14 protein-coding genes and 5 pseudogenes are annotated in these 19,186 nt (G+C 67.2%); 8 read left to right on the forward strand and 11 right to left on the reverse strand.

The genetic code is table 11. The annotated features are described in order from the left end of the window. Positions 1-89: 89 nt before the first annotated feature. A complete protein-coding gene (locus QUE33_RS04735) occupies positions 90-1,928 on the forward strand; it encodes a heavy metal translocating P-type ATPase (RefSeq protein ID WP_286302218.1) in 1,839 nt (612 codons plus the stop codon). 22 nt (positions 1,929-1,950) lie between these two features. Here the strand turns inward: QUE33_RS04735 and QUE33_RS04740 are convergent, their stop codons facing one another. Beyond that, on the reverse strand, positions 1,951-2,262 hold the full coding sequence (locus tag QUE33_RS04740) for a metal-sensitive transcriptional regulator (protein ID WP_062243683.1): 312 nt from the start codon (positions 2,260-2,262) through the stop codon (positions 1,951-1,953). A 24-nt stretch (positions 2,263-2,286) separates the two neighbouring features. After that, positions 2,287-4,292, reverse strand: a pseudogene (locus QUE33_RS04745) (heavy metal translocating P-type ATPase). Between QUE33_RS04745 and QUE33_RS04750 the strand changes: the two are divergent. Continuing rightward, positions 4,257-4,439, forward strand: coding sequence for a hypothetical protein (locus QUE33_RS04750; RefSeq protein ID WP_286303211.1), 183 nt, complete (start codon positions 4,257-4,259; stop codon positions 4,437-4,439). The pseudogene QUE33_RS04745 and the gene QUE33_RS04750 overlap by 36 nt on opposite strands. Here QUE33_RS04750 and QUE33_RS16365 read toward each other — a convergent pair. Continuing rightward, positions 4,436-4,667, reverse strand: a pseudogene (locus QUE33_RS16365) (hypothetical protein); the annotation flags it as partial. The gene QUE33_RS04750 and the pseudogene QUE33_RS16365 sit on opposite strands and share 4 nt — an antisense overlap. Positions 4,668-5,295: 628 nt before the next feature. Here QUE33_RS16365 and QUE33_RS04755 point away from each other — a divergent pair. The 4 genes and pseudogenes from QUE33_RS04755 to QUE33_RS04770 all read left to right on the forward strand — a co-directional run. Next, a pseudogene (locus QUE33_RS04755) lies at positions 5,296-5,679 on the forward strand (GNAT family N-acetyltransferase); the annotation flags it as partial. Positions 5,680-5,838: 159 nt separating this feature from the next. Further along, entirely contained in the window at positions 5,839-6,183 is a 345-nt protein-coding gene (locus QUE33_RS04760; RefSeq protein ID WP_286303058.1) for a metallopeptidase family protein, read from the forward strand. Next, positions 6,180-6,470, forward strand: a complete 291-nt coding sequence (gene clpS, locus QUE33_RS04765) for an ATP-dependent Clp protease adapter ClpS (RefSeq protein ID WP_286303059.1) — start codon at positions 6,180-6,182, stop codon at positions 6,468-6,470. Before QUE33_RS04760 ends, clpS begins: the two co-directional genes overlap by 4 nt. Continuing rightward, complete coding sequence (locus QUE33_RS04770) at positions 6,467-6,946, forward strand: DUF2017 family protein (RefSeq protein WP_286302221.1); 480 nt, start codon at positions 6,467-6,469, stop codon at positions 6,944-6,946. Before clpS ends, QUE33_RS04770 begins: the two co-directional genes overlap by 4 nt. Before the next feature lie 6 nt (positions 6,947-6,952). On the opposite strand, the gene QUE33_RS04775 is transcribed toward QUE33_RS04770, so the two are convergent. The 6 genes from QUE33_RS04775 to gatC all read right to left on the reverse strand — a co-directional run bounded on the left by QUE33_RS04775 (position 6,953) and on the right by gatC (position 12,525). Next, complete coding sequence (locus QUE33_RS04775; RefSeq protein WP_286302222.1) at positions 6,953-7,534, reverse strand: nucleoside/nucleotide kinase family protein; 582 nt, start codon at positions 7,532-7,534, stop codon at positions 6,953-6,955. Beyond that, the gene (locus tag QUE33_RS04780; RefSeq protein WP_286302223.1) at positions 7,518-7,841 is read right to left on the reverse strand and encodes a hypothetical protein; all 324 of its coding nucleotides are present in this window, start codon (positions 7,839-7,841) and stop codon (positions 7,518-7,520) included. The genes QUE33_RS04775 and QUE33_RS04780 overlap by 17 nt, the downstream gene beginning before the upstream one ends. Positions 7,842-7,879: 38 nt before the next feature. Further along, positions 7,880-9,136, reverse strand: a complete 1,257-nt coding sequence (gene dinB, locus QUE33_RS04785; protein WP_286302224.1) for a DNA polymerase IV — start codon at positions 9,134-9,136, stop codon at positions 7,880-7,882. A gap of 64 nt (positions 9,137-9,200) precedes the next feature. Further along, on the reverse strand, positions 9,201-10,715 hold the full coding sequence (gene gatB, locus QUE33_RS04790; protein WP_286302226.1) for an Asp-tRNA(Asn)/Glu-tRNA(Gln) amidotransferase subunit GatB: 1,515 nt from the start codon (positions 10,713-10,715) through the stop codon (positions 9,201-9,203). Further along, a complete protein-coding gene (gene gatA / locus QUE33_RS04795; protein ID WP_286302228.1) occupies positions 10,715-12,229 on the reverse strand; it encodes an Asp-tRNA(Asn)/Glu-tRNA(Gln) amidotransferase subunit GatA in 1,515 nt (504 codons plus the stop codon). Before gatA ends, gatB begins: the two co-directional genes overlap by 1 nt. After that, on the reverse strand, positions 12,226-12,525 hold the full coding sequence (gene gatC / locus QUE33_RS04800) for an Asp-tRNA(Asn)/Glu-tRNA(Gln) amidotransferase subunit GatC (protein ID WP_286302230.1): 300 nt from the start codon (positions 12,523-12,525) through the stop codon (positions 12,226-12,228). Before gatC ends, gatA begins: the two co-directional genes overlap by 4 nt. 149 nt (positions 12,526-12,674) lie before the next feature. Between gatC and QUE33_RS04805 the strand changes: the two are divergent. Together QUE33_RS04805 and QUE33_RS04810 are read left to right on the forward strand one after the other, a co-directional pair. Continuing rightward, positions 12,675-14,377, forward strand: a pseudogene (locus tag QUE33_RS04805) (long-chain-fatty-acid--CoA ligase). Between the two features lie 73 nt (positions 14,378-14,450). Then, the gene (locus QUE33_RS04810; RefSeq protein WP_286303060.1) at positions 14,451-16,274 is read left to right on the forward strand and encodes a DEAD/DEAH box helicase; all 1,824 of its coding nucleotides are present in this window, start codon (positions 14,451-14,453) and stop codon (positions 16,272-16,274) included. Between the two features lie 12 nt (positions 16,275-16,286). Here the strand turns inward: QUE33_RS04810 and QUE33_RS04815 are convergent, their stop codons facing one another. Together QUE33_RS04815 and ligA are read right to left on the reverse strand one after the other, a co-directional pair. After that, positions 16,287-16,718, reverse strand: a complete 432-nt coding sequence (locus QUE33_RS04815; RefSeq protein WP_286302232.1) for a GNAT family N-acetyltransferase — start codon at positions 16,716-16,718, stop codon at positions 16,287-16,289. 24 nt (positions 16,719-16,742) lie between these two features. Beyond that, positions 16,743-19,060: pseudogene (gene ligA / locus QUE33_RS04820) on the reverse strand (NAD-dependent DNA ligase LigA). Positions 19,061-19,186: the final 126 nt, after the last annotated feature.

Raw genomic sequence — 19,186 nt, forward strand, 5'->3', positions numbered from 1 at the left:
ACCGTGCCAGCCCAGACCATCGCCCCACGTACCTCGGAAGTGTCACACGCAATGTCATCGGCGGGGAATTTCTTCGCACCCGCAAGCTCATGATGTTCGTGCTCGTCGGTTTGGCGACCGGGGTTATGCTCTGGTTGACCGGCGCAGAGATGGCTCTCGGGGTCACCGCATACTTGGTGCTCGGTATCGTGATCGTGATCACCGCGATCGACATGTTCAAAGATCTGATGCGCGGGCATTGGGGGCTCGACATTCTTGCGGTCATCGCCATGATCGCGACACTCGCCGTACAGGAATATGTCGCGGGGCTCATCATTGCGTTGATGCTCACCGGAGGGGAAGCACTCGAAGACCTCGCCGCTCGCCGCGCGAGCCGAGAACTCGACCAACTGTTGAACCGAGCCCCAGCATTCGCGGGTCGAATTCACCCGGTAACAGGTGAGGTCGAACGCATCGCGATCGAAGAGGTGAAAGTCGGCGACGAACTGCTGGTGCGCTCCTCAGAGATCCTCCCCGTCGACGGGGTGCTCCTATCGAATCACGCGACGATTGATGAATCATCCGTGACCGGTGAACCGATCCCGGTGAACTACCACGCGGGCGACCCACTGCTTTCTGGAACGGTCAACAGCACGACGAGCTTCACGATGCGCGCGCAGAAGGTGGCAGCCGATTCGAACTACGCCTCGATCGTACGGTTGGTCGAGGAGGCCGTGGACTCCCGGGCACCGATGGTGCGACTCGCCGACCGTTATGCGGTGCCGTTCACCATTGTGTCATTGCTGATTGCGGGCTTCGCGTGGTTTCTCAGCGGGGACCCGGTGCGATTTGCCGAGGTGCTCGTCGTGGCGACGCCGTGCCCGCTGCTCATCGCCACCCCGGTCGCGTTCATGGGCGGGATGAGTTCCGCGGCAAAGCTCAACGTCATCATCAAAGACGGTGGCGTGTTAGAGGTGCTCGCCCGGGTCCGTGCAGTCGCATTCGACAAGACCGGCACCTTGACCGAAGGTAAAGCCGACGTCGTCGAGATTCACCCTGCTGCTCGCACCGTAGACGAGACGCTGCAGCTCGCGGCCGCCGCCGAGCAGTACTCCGTGCACGTGTTCGCCGATCCGATCGTGGCATCGGCACGCACACAGCAACTTGAGCTTCCCGAAGTGGTGACGGCCGACGAGGTGGCAACAAACGGTGTCCTCGCCTCCCTGGCAGACGGCACCTCGGTGCGAGTGGGCAAGCCCTCATTTATCGAAGAGGTGACCGGGCCGATCGATCGACTCGTACTCTCAGCTGGGGAGACGGCCGTCTACGTATCGGTCGGTGACGAGCTCGCCGGAGTGATCATCTTGTCCGACCCGATTCGTGAGCAGTCTGCAGACACGGTGTCCCGTCTTCGCCGAGCAGGCGTAGCCGAGATCGCGATGGTGACCGGTGATGTCACGTCGACCGCGGAGTCTGTCGCACACGCGGTCGACATTCAGACGGTGCACGCTGAGACCACTCCCCAGACCAAGGTGCAGATTGTGCAGGCGATGCGGCCGAGACCCGTACTCATGGTCGGCGATGGGATCAATGATGCCCCGGTGCTGGCGGCCGCCGACGTCGGTGTTGCGATGGCGGGCAGGGGTGCAACGGTCGCGAGCGAGTCAGCAGCGGCGGTGATCACCTCGAACGACATCGCGCGAGTGGCAGATGTGGCCTATGTCTCGCGGCGCACGGTGCAGATCGCCCTGCAGTCGATCTGGATGGGCATCATCATCTCAGTCGGTTTGATGCTCGTCGCCGCATTCGGCTATTTGCCGGCGGTGGTGGGAGCGCTGCTGCAAGAGATTGTTGACCTTGTGGCCATTCTGTCGGCGCTCCGCGCGCTCCGAGCGCACCGGGGTGCGCGGCGCGAGAGCCCTGCTCGGCGGGAAGTGCCGGTAGGCTAACCCGCGAGGCCGACTCACACAGTCACGATCGGATCAGCCGGTTGACCGCGGCAGTGGCCTCCTGAATCTTCTCGTGGGCGGCCTCGTCGCTAAGCTTGGCGGCATCGAGCACACAGTGCTTCAGGTGATCATCGAGCAGCCCCGTCGCCACCCCCTGCAGCGAGCGGGTGAGCGCACTGACCTGGGTCAGAATGTGGATACAGTACTGCTCTTCGTCGATCATGTTCGCGATGCCCCGGGCCAAACCTTCGATTCGTTTCATGCGCTGCAGGTAGCGCTTCTTATCGCCGATATACCCGTGGTGCGACGCGTGCGATTCAGTGGTTGATGACATGTGCTGATCCTGGGCTGCGTGAGGTCAGTTCGTGCGTTCGAGCACGGCGCGAGTGCTGGCTTCTGGGCTGAGATCGATGCGGCGCAAGAGCTGGGCATTCAGCGCCACGACGATCGTCGACAGCGACATCAGAATCGCTCCGACCGACATCGGCAGCACGAACCCGACGGGGGCGAGCACACCGGCGGCAAGCGGCACCGAAATCAGGTTGTACCCGGCCGCCCACCACAGGTTCTGTTTCATCTTGCGGTAGGCAGCACGTGAGAGTTCGATCACTGAGAGCACCGAACGCGGGTCAGAGCTGGCGAGGATCACCCCTGCCGACGCGATTGCCACATCGGTGCCCGCCCCGATAGCGATACCAACATCGGCTTGCGCGAGGGCGGGGGCATCGTTGACACCGTCGCCGACCATCGCGACAGCCGTGCCTTCGTGCTGCAACTCGGCCACCTTCGCGGCCTTATCTTCGGGGCGCACGCCCGCGAACACACGGTCGATACCGAGTTCGCGAGCAACCTCCCCGCGACGGCTGCAGCGTCACCGGTGATCATCACGACCTCAACACCGAGCCGATGCAGTGCGGCGAGGGCATCGCGCGACTCCGGGCGAATCTCATCGGCGAGCTTCAGCCCGCCGATCATGATTCCGTCACGAACGACATGCAGAATGATGGCACCTTCGGCCCGCCAGGCATCGGCTGCACCGATCTCGGGCTGCCCGGTTTCTTCCAGAAGCCGGGGCCCACCGACCCGAATCTCGTGGCCGGCCACGGTGGCGGTGACGCCAACCGCCGGTGAAGAAGAGAACCCGGTGGCGGGTGCAAGGCTGAGGCCTCGGTCGCTCGCCGCGGCGACGATCGCTTTGGCGAGGGGGTGCTCGCTGTCGGCCTCGGCCGCGGCGGCCAGGGCCAGCAGGGCGTGCTCGTCAACATCGCCGACTGGCGCGACACCGGTGACAACCGGTTCGCCCTTGGTGAGTGTGCCCGTCTTGTCGAAGAGCACCGCGTCGACTTGGCGCATCGTCTCGAGCGCGAGCCGATCTTTCACGAGCACCCCGCCGCGAGCCGCGCGCTCGGTGGCGATGGAAACCACGAGCGGAATCGCCAAGCCGAGCGCGTGCGGGCAGGCGATCACTAGCACGGTAATGGTGCGCATCACGGCCGCATCTGGGTCGCCCACGAGCATCCAAACGATCGCGGTGATGACCGCTGCGGCGAGGGCGAACCAGAACAGCCACCCTGCAGCCCGGTCGGCGATGCGCTGCGCACGAGACGACGAGTTCTGTGCGTCGGCGACGAGTCGGTTGATGCCGGCAAGTGTCGTGTCGTCTCCGATGGCGGTGACTCTGACCCGCAGCCCCGAATCGGTCGCGACCGTGCCGGCGGTCACCGCATCGCCCTCGCTGCGGGTCGCGGGGTGCGATTCGCCGGTGATCATCGATTCATCCATGGCCGCACGTCCGTCAACAATCATGCCGTCGGCCGGCACACTGCCGCCCGGGCGCACGATCACGAGATCATCAACGCGCAACTCCGCCGGGCTCACCGTGACGGCCGTTTCACCCTCGACCCGCTCGGCTTCGTCGGGCAAAAGCGCCGCGAGGGAGTCGAGCGCAGAAGTGGTCTGGGCGAGCGAACGCATCTCGATCCAGTGCCCGAGCAGCATAATGACCACCAGCAGCGCGAGTTCCCACCAGAATTCGAGCTCGTGATGCAACAGCCCGAGTGTTGCGCCCCACGATGCGAGGAAGGCCACGGTGATGCCCAGGGCGATCAGCAGCATCATGCCCGGTTTGCGGGCCTTGATTTCGCTCACCGCGCCCGTCAAGAATGGGGAGCCGCCCCAGACATACATCACGGTGCCGATAACAGGTGCGATCAAGGTGGCCCAGCCTGGTACTGAATAGCCGAGGATCATGGCAAACATTGGCGAGAACGCGACGACTGGCACCGCGAGCACGAGATTCACCCAGAACAGGCGCCGAAACTGTGCCACATGATCGCCGTGGCCGCCGTGACCGCAGTGGCCCATATGGCCAGCGTGACCATCGTGATCCTCGTGCCCAGTGCGCTCATGGTGCTCGTGGCCACTGTGAGGCCCGTGGTCGTGCCCGTGGCCCGCGTGTGGCTTCGTCATGGGCGTCTTCTCTCGGCTGGGCGACCGGGCCCGGTGTGCTAGGCAGCCTGCTTGGTGATGGACGTGAAGCCGCGCAGACGCAGGCTGTTGCCAACGACGAAGACGCTCGAGAACGCCATCGCCGGCGAGCATTGGGTTGAGCATACCGAACGCTGCGACCGGAATCGCTGCCACGTTATAGGCGAACGCCCAAGACAGGTTCGTCTTGATGGTGCCGAGCGTCTTGCGTCAGAGTCGGATCACATCGACAGCGCTCCGCAGATCGCCGCGCTACTGCCTTTACTCACCGACCTTCAAGCAGTTCGTCTTCCGACCCAGACTTGTAGAGCGAATGGCAGAAGCTGTTGAGAAGTACCAAGCGCTACTTTGCCGTGCGCCGGTCGAAAAAGGTTCGGTCAAAGTCTGACGGGTTGCAGAGGAGATCGAGTGCCGTCGCACTGGCGGCGTGACTAGAACTGTCACCTATCCGTGCAGCACTCCCCACCGCCTCTGCGGCTTCCTCGATTGTGAGCCCTTGCTGACGGCGCACGACTTTGTTTCGGGTGAGGTGCTTCGAGACCGTCGCGCGGTGCACACCATACTTCTGAGCCAGGTATCCGACACTGAGGCCAGCGAGGTAGTCGTCGACCAAGCGGTCTACTTCAGCGGGGGTGAGAAAGGTTTGAGGTTTCCCAATCCTCCTGACGCAGGGCCCTCTCACGTCTTGAATGGGAGCGCTACCGACCCGCTGCGATACACGGTATACGCCTCGTTTCCAGCGAGAAATCAACGATTTCAGCTTCGGGGTGGGGCTTGAGAACTGTCTACGTAGGGACCCCAACGAAGCCCCAGGGTTCTCATGCCCTGGGGCTTCCTCCTTCCCTCGACAGAGCCCGCCCGGATGCGCGAAGACGCCTGGATGCGCCGCGACCCGCAGAGGCTGGATAGCATCGAATCATGCCTTCGCACGTCCGCCCTGCCACCGCCTCCGACCTGGAGGCGCTGTCCGGCATCGAGACCGCGGCGGACGTGCTGTTCGAGCCGCTGTTCGGGCCGACCGACTGGGGCACTCCCCTCCGGTACGGAGCGGCTGAAGAAGCCGGGCTTCATCCTGGTCACGGCCGAGCAGGAGAACGGGCCGGCCATCGGCTTCATCCACGTCATCGAGCACGACGAGGGCGCCCACATCGAACAGCTGTCGGTGCACCCGGGCCACGCGCGACGCGGACACGGGACAGCTCTGCTCCACGCGGCGATCGATGAAGCAGGGCAGCACGGCGCGACGACGCTGACATTGCGCACTTACAGCGATGTGCCCTGGAACGCGCGGTTCTACGCGGCGGCGGGCTTCCGCGAGGCGGACATCCCCGACAGCGAGTTCCACCGCGAACTCTCCGCAGCCGAGCAGCGACTCGATCTCGCCCGGCACGGGCGCCGCGTGCACATGGAGCTCCAGCTGGGCATGGAGCTGGACGCCGAGACCTTCGAGAAACTCGTGGTCGATGAACTGGATCGGCTGCCCGATGACATGGTGGACGGCCTGGAGAACGTCGTGTTCGTGGTCGAGGACGCGCCGGAGAACGGTGAGGATCTCTTCGGGCTGTACGAGGGCTTCGCCCTCACCGAGCGCGGACAGTACGGGCTGGGCGAGCTCCCCGATCGCATCATCGTGTACCGGCATGCGCACCTGGCGGCCTGCCGGACCGAAGACGAGCTGCGGGACGAGATCCACACCACCCTGGTGCACGAGATCGCCCACTTCTACGGGATCGACGACGCGCAGTTGCACGAGCTGGGGTGGGCATGAGCATCCCGGCATCCGTTCCCGTCGCCGACGAGCAGCTCACATCGGCTCCGCTGGTGCCGTGGCAGCTGGTCGTCTGGGACGATCCCGTCAATCTGATGAGCTACGTCGCACGGATCTTCCGCACCTACTTCGGCTACCCGGAGGAGAAGGCGACGCTCCTCATGCTGGCCGTGCACAACGAAGGCCATGCAGTCATCGCCACCGGCCCGCGCGAGACGATGGAGATGCACGCTCAGGCGATGCACGGCTTCGGGCTGTGGGCCACCGTGCGGAAGGCACCGCAGTGAGCGGCGGCGCACTGAACGTGGCCTTCGCCGAGATCGAAGGGCGGCATCTGCTCGCGGTGGTGGACGAGTTCATCACGCTGCTGGATGGCCCTCGCGACGGCGACGACGATGCACTGAACAGGCTCACGCCGAATCCTTATCCGAACGATCGCGACGCAGCCGGCGAATACCGTCGCAGCACGCGCGAGGAGCTGCTCGATCAGCGGCTGGTGGATGCGCTGGCAGTGCGCACCGCGCTGGACGGCTTCGAGGCCGAGCAGACCGCCGATGTCGCCACCGACGTCACAGTCCCCCGCTCCGAGCTGGATGCCTGGCTGCGCACGCTCTCCGCCATCCGCCTCGTGCTCGCCTCACGACTGGGCATCGACAAGGACGACGCACATGACCCGGACGATGTGCGCTTCGGCACCTACGACTGGCTGGGTTATCGGCTGGAGCTCCTCGTGCAGTTGGCAGACCAGCACGACGCACGCTGAGCTCGGCTACGGCGTGCGGATGGAGATGCCGGCGAGAAGGTGCGGCTCGTGCTGAGCCATATGGGCATCCTCCTGCGCCGCCCACCTGTCCCATTGCACACGGAACCCACCGCCGTCACGCGCCAGCGCACGCGCACGGCGCGACGCGTGCGGCCCGTCCACCCACACCGTCACATCCGCCAGAGGAGCGGATGCCGGCGTCAGCGCTCCGCACCCCTCCACGATGAGTCCCAGTGCCGGGTCCACTGCATGGGCCTCCGCCTCTTCACCGCGCTCCCAGTCCCACCGGCGCCAGATGCCGAGCCGGCCGCGGCCATGCGGAACCAGCACCGCCTCCCGGGCTGTCTGCGCGCCGCGCTCGAGCCCGTCCCAGCCGGGATAGATCGAATCCAGCGCGAGCAACTGCACCGGGGTCCGCAGCGGCCAGCCGCGGATCAGGCGTTCTGCAAGGCTGCTCTTGCCTGCGCCGCTGCGCCCGTCGATGACGACGACGGGGTTCGACGCCGCCACACCGAGCACCGCCGCACAGATGCGACTGGTGGCGTCCGTGAGGGCAGAGTCGAGCGGATCGCTACTTCTTGAGTGCACGGATGACGCGACTCAGCGCCCGCCCCGTGACGCACACGAACGGAACCGCGACGGCCAGCAGCGCGACGATGTTGGGCTCGAACCGCAGCCCTTCCTCGCGTCGAACATAGACGCCGACCGGGATGGAGACCCCTCCGCCACCGCCGCCGCCGTTATCGTCCTGATCGGTGCCGCCGCCGCCGAAGCCCGCCCAGGTCAGCGCCACCGGAGTGATGCTCACCCCGTCGACGTCCTGCGGCTCACCGTAGGCGCTCTTCACGCCGAAGGATGCGACCTGCTTGCCCAGTTCCAGTGCGATGTTCGGCATCCTCCAACGCTAGCCCAGGTTACGGACGTCTGCGACACTCACTCACGCCCGAAAGGCCGGGGTGCGTCGGATGCCGTACGCTCCGCGCCGCGCCCGACGTGTCGTGCGCGGGTGATCATGCCCACCCCGAATCTTGCCCGTGCGTCATCGAGCGTGCCCTCCAGCCGACGCTGCTCTTCGTCGTCATCCCACAGAGCCAGTGCGCCGCCCCCGCTCTCACCGAGCTTCTCGGCGCGCACACCCACCAGACGCACCGGATCACGGCGCTCCAGCTGATCGAACAGCGCCACGGCGGTCTCGCCGATGCGCTGGCCGACCTCGGTCGGCTCGGTGAGTGAGACCGTACGGCTGACCGTGGAGAAGTCGGCGAAGCGAATCTTGATGGCGACAGCCCCGGCACGCCAGCCGGCCGACCGCAGCCGCGCACCGACCCGGTCTCCCAGGCGCAGCAGCTCCGAGCGCAGCACGTCGGCATCGGTGATGTCGCGGTCGAAGGTCTCCTCATGGCCGAGGCTCTTCTCGACCCGCTCCGTCTCGACAGGGCGCGCGTCCTCACCGTGCGCAAGCTGCTGCATCCGCTGTGCCAGTGCGGGCCCGACGGCCCGCGACAGCGACTCGAACGGGGTCTCGCGCACGTCACGGATGAGTCGGATCCCGCGGCGTTCGAGCGCCTCCACGGCTTTCGGGCCCACTCCCCACATCGCGCCGACCGGTCGGGGGTCGAGGAACTCCTGCGTGCGCGCCGCCGGCACGATCAGCATGCCATCGGGTTTGGAGATGGTCGACGCCATCTTCGCGATGTGCTTGGTGGCCGCGACGCCCACGCTGCAGGTGATGCCGACCTCGTCATGCACGCGCCGGCGCAGCAGCACGGCGATCTGACCCGGTGTTCCCCACAGCCGCCGCACACCGCGCACATCGAGGAACGCCTCGTCGATCGAGAGCTGTTCGACGAGCGGGGTCACGCTATGGAAGATCTCCATCACTGCGGAGGATGCCGCCCGGTACTTCGTGAAGTCGGGCGGCACCACGCGGGCATGTGGGCACAGCCGGAGAGCCTGGGAGACCGGCATCGCGCTGCGCACGCCGAACCGACGCGCCTCATAGGATGCGCTGGAGACCACCGATCGGCCATCCGGGGCGCCGATGATCAGCGGAAGCCCGCGCAGCGAAGGGTCGTGCAGCACCTCCACGGAGGCGTAGAACGCATCCATGTCGACATGCAGGATCCCGGTGCCGGTGTCATCGGCATCCTCGGACGAGACGAGGCGTCCCGATCCGTCTCCGCGTCCCATGGCACCATTCTCCCCGCAGCCTCCGACACCAGCGCCCACGGACACGGCCGCCGGCGGCGGCCGGTTACTGTGCTGCGCGCTCCAGAATCAGCTCGCGCACGCGCGCGGCGTCAGCCTGGCCCTTCATCGCCTTCATTACCGCACCGATGATCGCGCCGGCCGCCTGTACCTTGCCATCCTTGATCTTCGCCATCACATCCGGCTGCGCGGTGAGCGCCTCATCGATCGCCGCGATCAACGCACCGTCGTCCGAGACGACCGCCAGGCCCCGGGCATCCACAACCTGCTGCGGCGTGCCCTCCCCGGCGATGACGCCATCGAGCACCTGCCGGGCGAGCTTGTCGGTGAGCGTGCCGTCATCCACCAGCTGCTGCAGTACGGCGACGTTCTCGGGGCTGATCAGCTCCGTCGCCTCGCGCTCGGCAGCATTGGCGACGCGGGTGATCTCGCCCGTCCACCACTTGCGCGCCGCCGCAGGCGAGGTGCCGGCCGCGATCGTCGCTTCGACGACGTCCACGAGCCCGCCGTTGCGCACGTCCTGATACTCCAGGTCGGTGAAGCCCCACTCCGCCTTCAGCCGACGACGCCGTGCGATCGGCTGCTCGGGAAGCGCCGCACGCAGCTCTTCGACCAGCTCGCGCGACGGCTGCACGGGCAGCAGGTCAGGTTCGGGGAAGTAGCGATAGTCGTCGGCATCCGACTTCGGCCGCCCCGGTGAGGTCGTGCCGGAGTCCTCGTGCCAGTGGCGGGTCTCCTGCGTGATGGTGCCCCCGTCAGCGAGGATCTGCGCCTGACGCTGGATCTCGTACTTGACCGCACGCTCGACGGAGCGCATCGAGTTGACGTTCTTCGTCTCGGTGCGGGTGCCCAGCTTCTCCTGACCGCGCGGTCGCAGCGACACGTTCGCATCGCAGCGCAGGTTGCCGCGCTCCAGGCGCGCCTCGGAGATGCCCAGGCCGCGGACGATGTCGCGGATCGCCGCGATGTACGCCTTGGCGTACTCGGGTGCGCGGTGCTCGGCGCCGAAGATCGGCTTGGTCACGATCTCGACCAGCGGCACGCCTGCCCGGTTGTAGTCCACGAGCGAGTACTCCGCGCCCTGGATGCGGCCGGTGGAGCCGCCCATGTGGGTGAGCTTTCCGGCATCCTCCTCCATGTGCGCGCGCTCGACGGGGATGGTCACGAGCGTGCCGTCCTCCAGCTCGACCTCGACGGATCCCTCGAACGCGATCGGCTCGTCATACTGCGAGATCTGGTAGTTCTTGCCCAGATCGGGGTAGAAGTAGTTCTTGCGCGCGAAGCGGCATGACTCCGCAATCGAGCATCCCAGCGCCAGGCCCAGGCTGATCGAGGAGCGCACCGCCGTCGCGTTGACGACGGGCAGCGAACCGGGAAGCCCCAGATCGACGGGGGCGATCAGCGTGTTCGGCTCAGCGCCGTGGAACTCCTCATTGGCGGGATTGGGTGCGTCGGAGAACATCTTGGTGCGGGTGTTCAGCTCGACGTGCACCTCGAAGCCGAGCACCGGCTCGAACAGCTCCAGCGCCTTGTCGTAGTCCATCAGCTTTGCGGCGGCCATCAGCGTGCTCCTCCCAGGGCGGGTGCCTTCTGCAGCAGGGGCGCACCCCACGAATCCAGCAGCGCGGCCTCCAGTGAGGCACCCACGCGGTACAGTCGGGCATCTTCACGCGCGGGCGCGAGGAACTGGATGCCGACCGGCAGGCCGTCTTCCTCCGACAGCCCCGACGGGATCGAGATCCCGGGGACGCCGGCGAGGTTCGCCGGGATCGTCGTCAGATCGTTCAGGTACATCTGCAGCGGGTCGTCGATCTTCTCGCCGATCTTGAACGCCGTGGTCGGCGCCGACGGTGTCGCGATGACGTCTACCTGCGCGAATGCCGCATCGAAGTCCTGCTGGATCAGGGTGCGCACCTTCTGCGCGCTGCCGTAGTACGCGTCGTAGTAGCCCGCCGAGAGCGCGTAGGTGCCGAGGATGATGCGGCGCTTCACCTCGGGGCCGAAGCCGGCCTCACGGGTGAGCGACATCACATCCTCCACGGTTCCGCCGCCCTCCGGGGTGACGCGCAGGCCGAAGCGCACGGAGTCGAACTTCGCCAGGTTGCTGGATGCCTCGGCGGGGAGGATCAGGTAGTAGGCGGCCACGCCGTACTCGAAGTGCGGGGCGGAGATCTCCACGATCTCAGCGCCCTGCGCCTGCATGAGTGCGAGCGAGTCCCGGAAGGATGCTGCGACACCGGGCTGGAAGCCGGAATCGGGCAGTTCGGCGACGACTCCGACCTTCAGTCCCTTGAGCACTCCGCCGTCCGCGCCCTCGCGTGCGGCGGCCGCGAATGACGGCCACTGATCCGGCAGCGAGGTGGAGTCCTTCGGATCGTGTCCGCCGATCACGTCGTGCAACAGACCGGCATCGAGCACGGTGCGGGCGACCGGCCCCACCTGGTCGAGACTGGAGGCCAGCGCGATCGATCCATAGCGGCTCACGCCGCCGTAGGTGGGCTTGATGCCGACGGTGCCCGTGACGTGCGCGGGCTGACGGATCGAGCCGCCGGTGTCGGAGCCGAGGGCGAGCGGTGCCTCGAACGCGGCCACGGCAGCGGCGGAGCCGCCTCCCGAGCCACCGGGGATGCGCTCCAGGTCCCACGGGTTCCGGGTCGGGCCGTAGGCGGAGTGCTCGGTCGAGGAGCCCATCGCGAACTCGTCCATGTTGGTCTTGCCCAGCGGCACCAGACCTGCGGTCCGCGAGCGCGCGACCACAGTGGCGTCGAAGGGCGACATGTAGCCCTCCAGGATCTTCGATCCGCTGGTCGAGGGCTGGTCGGTGGTGACGAGAACGTCCTTGATCGCCAGCGGAACGCCGGCGATCGGACCGAGCTGCTCGCCCGCAGCGCGGCGCGAATCGATGTCAGCGGCCGCCGCGAGGGCGTGCTCGTTGATGTGCAGGAAGGCGTGCACGTCGCCGTCCACTGCGGCGATGCGATCGAGGTGCGCCTGCGTCGCCTCCGTGCTGGAGATCTCGCCGGCGGCCAGTTTCTCGCCGAGTTCTGCGGCGGTGAGTCGGATGATGTCGCTCACTGCTCCTCCCCCAGGATCGCGGTGACCCGGAATCGGCCGTCCACGGCATCCGGTGCGTTCTGCAGCACCTGTTCGTGGGTGAGCGTCTGACCGACCTCGTCGGGCCGGAAGACGTTGCTCATGGCGATCGGATGGCTGGTCGCCGGCACATCGGCGGTCGCCACCTCCGAGACCTTGGCGATGTTGTCGACGATGACGTCGAGCTGACCGGTCAGCTGCGTCACCTCGTCGTCGGAGAGCTGGATGCGCGCGAGCACGCCGAGATGGCGCACGAGATCGGGGGTGATTTCAGACACCGTTCCATCCTATTCGCGCGCCACGTGCTCCGCGCCGCTCCCCGCCCGTCTATATGGCGCCAATGCCCGCGAAACGCCGGTGAACCCGTGCACGCGCGCCAGATAGACGGGTTCGAGAGGAGTCGTGTGCGGGCACGTAAGCTGGGCGGGTGACGACGTTCGATCCCCCTCGCCCGTGGACCGCAAGCTACGCGGAAGGGGTGCCCGAGGATCTGCCTGCGGTGTCCGGCTCGCTGATCGACATCGTCGAAGCCTCCGTGCGCGACTATCCGGATGCCCCGGCGCTGCAGTTCTTCGGTGCGGAGACCACCTACAGCCGGATGCAGGACGCCATCGCCCGCGCTGCGGCCGGGCTGCGTGATCAGGGTGTGCGCGCCGGCGACCCCGTCGCCATCGTGCTGCCCAACTGCCCGCAGCACATCATCGCGTTCTACGCGGTGCTGCGGCTGGGCGCGGTGGTCGTCGAGCACAACCCGCTCTACACCCTCGCGAGCTGCGCAAGCAGTTCGAGGACCACGGCGCCAAGCATGCGATCGTGTGGAGCAAGGTCGTCGAGACCGTGCAGCAGTTCCCCGCCGACCTCGCCGTGAGCAGCCTGATCTCGGTGGATGTCACCACGGCCATGCCGCTGATGACCCGCCTGGCACTGCGGCTGCCGGTGAAGAAGGCGCGCGAAGCGCGCGACGCGCTGACGACGAAGGTGCGAGGAGCGCTGTCGTGGGAGTCGATCCTGGCATCCGCCCCGCTGCCCGCGACCCACCCGCGCCCGCAGACCGACGACCTGGCGATCATCCAGTACACCTCCGGCACCACGGGCACGCCGAAGGGCGCTGCGCTCACACATCGCAATCTGCTCGCCAACGCCGCCCAGGCGCAGGCCTGGGTGCCGTCGATCACGCGCGGAAACGGATGCGTGGTGTACGCGGTACTACCGATGTTCCACGCCTACGGGCTCACACTGTGCCTGACCTTCGCGATGTCGATGGGCGCCCGCCTGGTGCTGTTCCCGAAGTTCGATCCGGATCTGGTGCTGGAGGTCACGAAGAAGCACCCGGCCACGCTTCTGCCACTGGTGCCGCCGATCGCGGAGAGACTTCTGTCCGCGTCCAAGGAGAAAGGCATCCCCCTGACGGGCACTCAGGTCGCGATCTCGGGGGCCATGGCGCTCGCGCACGAACTGGTGGTGCCGTTCGAGCAGGCTTCCGGCGGCTATCTGGTGGAGGGCTACGGCCTGAGCGAGTGCTCTCCCGTGCTGATGGCGAACCCGGTCGCCGAGAACCGCGTCGCCGGCACCGTCGGACTGCCGCTGCCGGGCACGGAGTGCCGAGTCGTGGATCCCGAGAACCCCACCGAGGACGTGCCGGCCGGTTCTGCCGGCGAGCTGGTCGTCCGCGGTCCCCAGGTCTTCTCGGGCTACTACGGCAAGCCCGAGGAGACGGATGCCGTGTTCGTGGACGGCTGGTTCCGCACCGGCGACATCGTGACGATCGACGAGGCCGGGTTCGTGCGCATCGTCGACCGGATCAAGGAGCTGATCATCACCGGCGGCTTCAACGTCGCCCCGACCGAGGTCGAAGGCGTGCTGCGTCAGCATCCGGATGTCGAGGATGCCGCGGTGGTCGGCCTGCCGAGCGATCACTCCGGTGAGGAGGTCGTCGCGGCGGTCGTCATCGACGGCGGCAAGGATGTCGATGTCGAGGCGATCCGCGAGTTCGCCCGCGGCATCCTCACCCCGTACAAGGTGCCGCGCCGCATCTTCGTGGTCGACGAGCTGCCGACCTCGCTGATCGGAAAGGTGCTGCGGCGCCAGGTGCGGGAGAAGCTGATCTCCCTCACCTCGTCCGACGGCTGAGCCCGCCGCTCTGCACGCGTTCAGGTGCAGGCACTATCGTGGGCTGGTGACTGCTGACGATAACGCCGCTGACGTGCCCTCCGCCGATCCCGCTTCCGAGACCGCCGCGGCCCCCGCCGAGGAGGCGAGCGCACCCGGCTTCGAGGAGCTCGGCATCACCGGCCCGGTACTCAAGGCCGTACGCGATCTCGGCTACGAGACACCGTCTCCCATCCAGGCCGCCACCATCCCGCTGCTGCTGGAAGGCCGCGATGTGCTCGGCACCGCGCAGACCGGCACCGGCAAGACCGCCGCCTTCGCTCTGCCCGTGCTCGAGCACCTCGACTTCAGCCAGAAGACCCCGCAGGCGCTGGTGCTCGCCCCGACCCGCGAGCTGGCACTGCAGGTGTGTGAGGCGTTCGAGTCGTACTCGTCGCGGATGAAGGACGTGCGGGTGCTGCCGGTCTACGGCGGGCAGGGGTATGGCGTACAGCTGTCGGCACTGCGACGCGGCGTTCACATCGTCGTCGGCACACCCGGCCGGATCATGGATCACCAGGCCAAGGGCACTCTCGACCTGTCCGAGCTGAAGTATCTCGTGCTGGACGAAGCCGATGAGATGTTGAAGATGGGCTTCGCCGAGGACGTCGAGCAGATCCTCGCGCAGACGCCGAAGGACAAGCAGGTCGCGCTGTTCTCCGCGACCATGCCGGCGGCGATCCGGCGCCTGGCGCAGCAGTACCTGAACGCGCCGGAAGAGATCGCGATCAAGGGCAAGACAACCACCAACCAGAACATCACCCAGCGCTACCTGATCGTCTCCTATCAGCAGAAGGTGGATGCGCTCACCCGCATCCTCGAGGTGGAGAACTTCGACGGGATGATCGTGTTCGTCCGCACGAAGAACGAGACCGAGACGCTCGCCGAGAAGCTGCGCGCCCGCGGCTACTCCGCCGCAGCCATCAACGGAGATGTGCCCCAGGTGCAGCGTGAGCGCAGCGTCAACCAGCTCAAGGACGGCAAGCTCGACATCCTGGTGGCGACCGATGTCGCCGCGCGCGGACTGGACGTGGAGCGCATCAGCCACGTCGTGAACTTCGATATCCCCACCGACACCGAGTCGTACGTGCATCGCATCGGTCGCACTGGCCGGGCCGGGCGCAAGGGTGACGCCATCAGCTTCATCACCCCGCGCGAGCGCTACCTGCTCAAGCACATCGAGAAGGCGACCCGGCAGCAGCCGGCTCAGATGCAGCTGCCGACCACCGAGGATGTCAATTCGACCCGGCTCGCGCGTTTCGACGATGCCATCACAGCCGCTCTCGAGGAGCGCGACCGCATCGAGGCCTTCCGTGACATCATCGATCACTACGTGCGCCACAATGACGTTCCCGAGACGGATGTGGCAGCCGCGCTCGCGATCGTCGCACAGGGCGCCACTCCCCTGCTGCTCGATCCCGAGAACGATCCGCTGTCCAGAGCCGTGGAGCGCGACAATCGTCCGCCGCGTGACCGTCAGGATCGTGGCGGTGACCGTGCCGACCGCGGGCCGCGCGAGCGACGCGGTCGTGGCGACTACGCGGCCTACCGCATCGAGGTCGGCCGCCGGCACCGCGTGGAGCCACGCCAGATCGTCGGTGCGCTCGCCAACGAGGGCGGGCTGGGGCGTGATGACTTCGGTGCGATCGCTATCAAGCCGGACTTCTCGATCGTGGAGCTTCCCCGGAATCTCGATTCCGCTGTGCTGGATAAGCTGCGGGACACGCGCATCTCGGGTCGCCTGATCGAGATCAAGCCGGATCGGGGCGTCCCGAACCGGCGTACACCCCGTGACGGCTTCGCGCCACGAGAGGGCGGCCGGGAGCGCCGGTTCGAGCGGGATGACCGCCCCGCGCGCAAACCCCGTCATAAGGGCTGACCGGAAGCGGCGTCAGAGCAGTCGTCGGAAGTGGTGCGCGACGATGTCCATCCGTTCGCGCAGGTAGAAGCGGTGGGCGTCGAAGCGCTGCACGCCGGAGTCCAGGTCGAGTGAACTGCAGCCCGCGGCCACCGCGCGCTCGCGCAGCTCGTCGAGCAGCATCCGCCCGTACCCGCGGGAACGCACGGATGCCGAGGTGGACAGGTCGTCGACGTAGAGCTTGCGGATCGCGCTGGTATTGGCGATGATCCGCCAGCCCGCCACGGCGACGCACCGGTCCCCGGTGAACACAGCGGTGAACCTCAGCCCCTGAGGTCCGCCCTCGGCGATCACCTGCGCGAGCAGCTGTTCCGTCAGGTGCGGACGCAGCTCCTGCAGGATGGGAAGGGCATCCGCCCAGCGCGGGTCGCCAGGGGCGAGATCGATGACGGACACGTCGTTCATGCGGCCTCCTCGGCTGCGTCGCGGTCAGGCATCCAGCGCCTCGGGACCCTGCGTGACCAGCGTGTGGAACTGGGCGGCGTCGAGGATCCGGATGCCGAGATCCTCGGCCTTGGCGAGCTTGGATCCCGCCCCCGGTCCCGCCGCGACGAAATCGGTCTTCTTGGACACCGACGAGGCCGCCTTGCCGCCGGCCTTGATGATCGCCTCCTGCGCGCCCTCGCGGGTGTATCCATCCAGTGAGCCCGTCGCGACGACTGTCAGCCCTGCGAGCACACCTCCCTCAGCGACGGCCGCACCAGGACCAGGGTGCCCGGGGGCGCCCACTGCACGCCGGCGTCGGCCCACTGCCGCACGATGTCCTGGTGCCAGTCCACCTCGAACCAGCTCAGCAGCGAGTCGGCGATGATGCCGCCGACCCCTTCGACCGCGGCGAGCTCTTCGCGGCTCGCCGCGCGGATGGCGTCGAGGGAGCCGAACCACTGCGCCAGCGCGCGGGCCGCGACCGGGCCGACGTGCCGGATGTTCAGCGACACCAGCAGCCGCCACAGCTCCTTGGTCTTCGCCTTCTCCAGCTCGGCGAGCAGCGTCGTCGCCGCTGACGAGGGTTGCGGGCCGTTCAGCCCCTGCTTCTTCTCGGACGCCGTGGGGTTGCGGCGGAACGGGGAACGGGTCTTGACGATGCCGTCGTCATCCTGTTTGGGCAGACCGGTCTCGGAATCGCGCACGACCACGTCGATCGGCACGAGGTCTTCCAGCACGAGCGAGAAGAGCCCCGCCTCGGTGTCCAGCGGGGGGACCGCCGGCGGCTCCGCCTGCGTCAGCGCAGCGGCTGTCACCTCGCCGAGCGCCTCGATGTCCAGGGCACCGCGCGAGCCGATGTGCTCGACTCTGCCGCGCACCTGCGCGGGGCACGACCGCGCGTTCGGGCAGCGCAGGTCGATGTCGCCCTCCTTCATCGGGCGCAGCGGCGTGCCGCATTCCGGGCAGAGCTCGGGCATCACGAACTCCCGCTCGCTGCCGTCCCGCTTCTCGACCACGGGCCCGAGGACCTCAGGGATCACATCACCGGCCTTGCGCAGCACGACGGTGTCGCCGATCAGCACGCCCTTGGCCTTGACGACATCCTTGTTGTGCAGCGTGGCCTGGCGGACGACGGAACCGGCGACATGGGCGGGCTCCATCACGGCGAACGGCGTCGCCCGTCCGGTGCGGCCGACCGAGACGACGATGTCGAGCAGTCTCGTCTGCACCTCTTCGGGCGGGTACTTGTAGGCGATCGCCCATCGCGGCGCACGGCTGGTGATGCCGAGTTCGTCGTGCAGCGCGAGCTCGTCGACCTTCACGACGATGCCGTCGAGCTCGTGCTCGATGTCGTGACGATGCTCACCGAAGTGGGCGACGAAATCGGCGACCTCGTCGATGCCGTGGCAGACCCTGGTGTGCGGGCTGGTGGGCAGCCCCCATTCGGAGAGCAGGTCGTACACCTCGCTCTGCGCCGACACCGGTGGATTCGGCCATGCGCCGATCCCATGCACGTACAGCGACAGGGAGTCGATGCGCAGGAGCCCTGCTTCGAGCTCGAGCCCGGTCTTCTTCTCGATCTGCTGCCGCAGCCCGCCGCTGGCTGCGTTACGCGGATTCGCGAAGGAGGGGAAGCGCCGGGCGGCCGCCGTGCGAGCCCTGTCCTCATCGAACGGCTTCTTCACGCCGCCGCGCGCCTCCCAGCGCGCCAGCGCGTCGGCATAGGCGCGGTCGCGGAACTGCGCCTGTGCGGCGTTGAGCCGCTCGAACGCCGCGACGGGGATGAACACCTCACCGCGCACCTCGACGATCGCCGGATGGCCGCTGCCGGACAGGCGCTCGGGGATGTCGGCGAGCCTCAGCGCGTTCTCGGTCACGATCTCACCCACCCGCCCGTCGCCCCGCGTGGCCGCGGAGGTGAGCACGCCGTTCTCGTAGCGCAGATTGATCGCCAGCCCGTCGATCTTCAGCTCGGTGAGCCAGGCCACCTCACGGCCGGCCGCAGCGCGGGTCTTCGCCTCCCACTCGCGCAGCTCGTCGAGGGAGAATACGTTGTCCAGGCTCAGCATCCGCTCGGCGTGCTCGATCGTGGCGAGACCGGTCGACTCGGCCGCACCCACCATCTGGGTCGGCGAGTCCTGTCCCTGCAGCTCGGGATGGCGCCGCTCGAGCTCTTCGAGCCGGTGCATCCAGCCGTCGTAGGTGGCGTCATCGACGAGCGAGGTGTCGCGGCCGTAATACGCGTCCTTTGCTTCGAGGATGCGTTCGGTCAGCTCCTCGGCCTCGGCGCGGGCGGCTTCCAGCGAGATGTTCTCCGGCACCCCGTCAGTCTAAGAGCGGGGTCCGACATCCCCTAGTTGCGCCATCCCCTACCCGCACACCCTCGGAGTTCTGCACAGATTCGGAGAAGACCAACGGATCGGGTCCGAGATCGTGCAGATCTCCGA

Origin of the sequence: Microbacterium suwonense (genome assembly GCF_030296555.1) — a bacterium.
In the GTDB taxonomy this organism is placed as follows: Bacteria; Actinomycetota; Actinomycetes; order Actinomycetales; family Microbacteriaceae; genus Microbacterium; species Microbacterium suwonense.

Excerpts from the sequence above, each read along its gene's own strand:
- QUE33_RS04735 (WP_286302218.1), top strand. The coding sequence starts at position 90 with ATGATGTTCGTGCTCGTCGGTTTGGCGACCGGGGTTATGCTCTGGTTG.
- QUE33_RS04740 (WP_062243683.1), bottom strand. The coding sequence starts at position 2,262 with ATGTCATCAACCACTGAATCGCACGCGTCGCACCACGGGTATATCGGC.
- QUE33_RS04750 (WP_286303211.1), top strand. The coding sequence starts at position 4,257 with ATGATCGCCGTGGCCGCCGTGACCGCAGTGGCCCATATGGCCAGCGTG.
- QUE33_RS04760 (WP_286303058.1), top strand. The coding sequence starts at position 5,839 with ATGGAGCTGGACGCCGAGACCTTCGAGAAACTCGTGGTCGATGAACTG.
- clpS (WP_286303059.1), top strand. The coding sequence starts at position 6,180 with ATGAGCATCCCGGCATCCGTTCCCGTCGCCGACGAGCAGCTCACATCG.
- QUE33_RS04780 (WP_286302223.1), bottom strand. The coding sequence starts at position 7,841 with ATGCCGAACATCGCACTGGAACTGGGCAAGCAGGTCGCATCCTTCGGC.
- dinB (WP_286302224.1), bottom strand. The coding sequence starts at position 9,136 with ATGGGACGCGGAGACGGATCGGGACGCCTCGTCTCGTCCGAGGATGCC.
- gatB (WP_286302226.1), bottom strand. The coding sequence starts at position 10,715 with ATGGCCGCCGCAAAGCTGATGGACTACGACAAGGCGCTGGAGCTGTTC.
- QUE33_RS04815 (WP_286302232.1), bottom strand. The coding sequence starts at position 16,718 with ATGAACGACGTGTCCGTCATCGATCTCGCCCCTGGCGACCCGCGCTGG.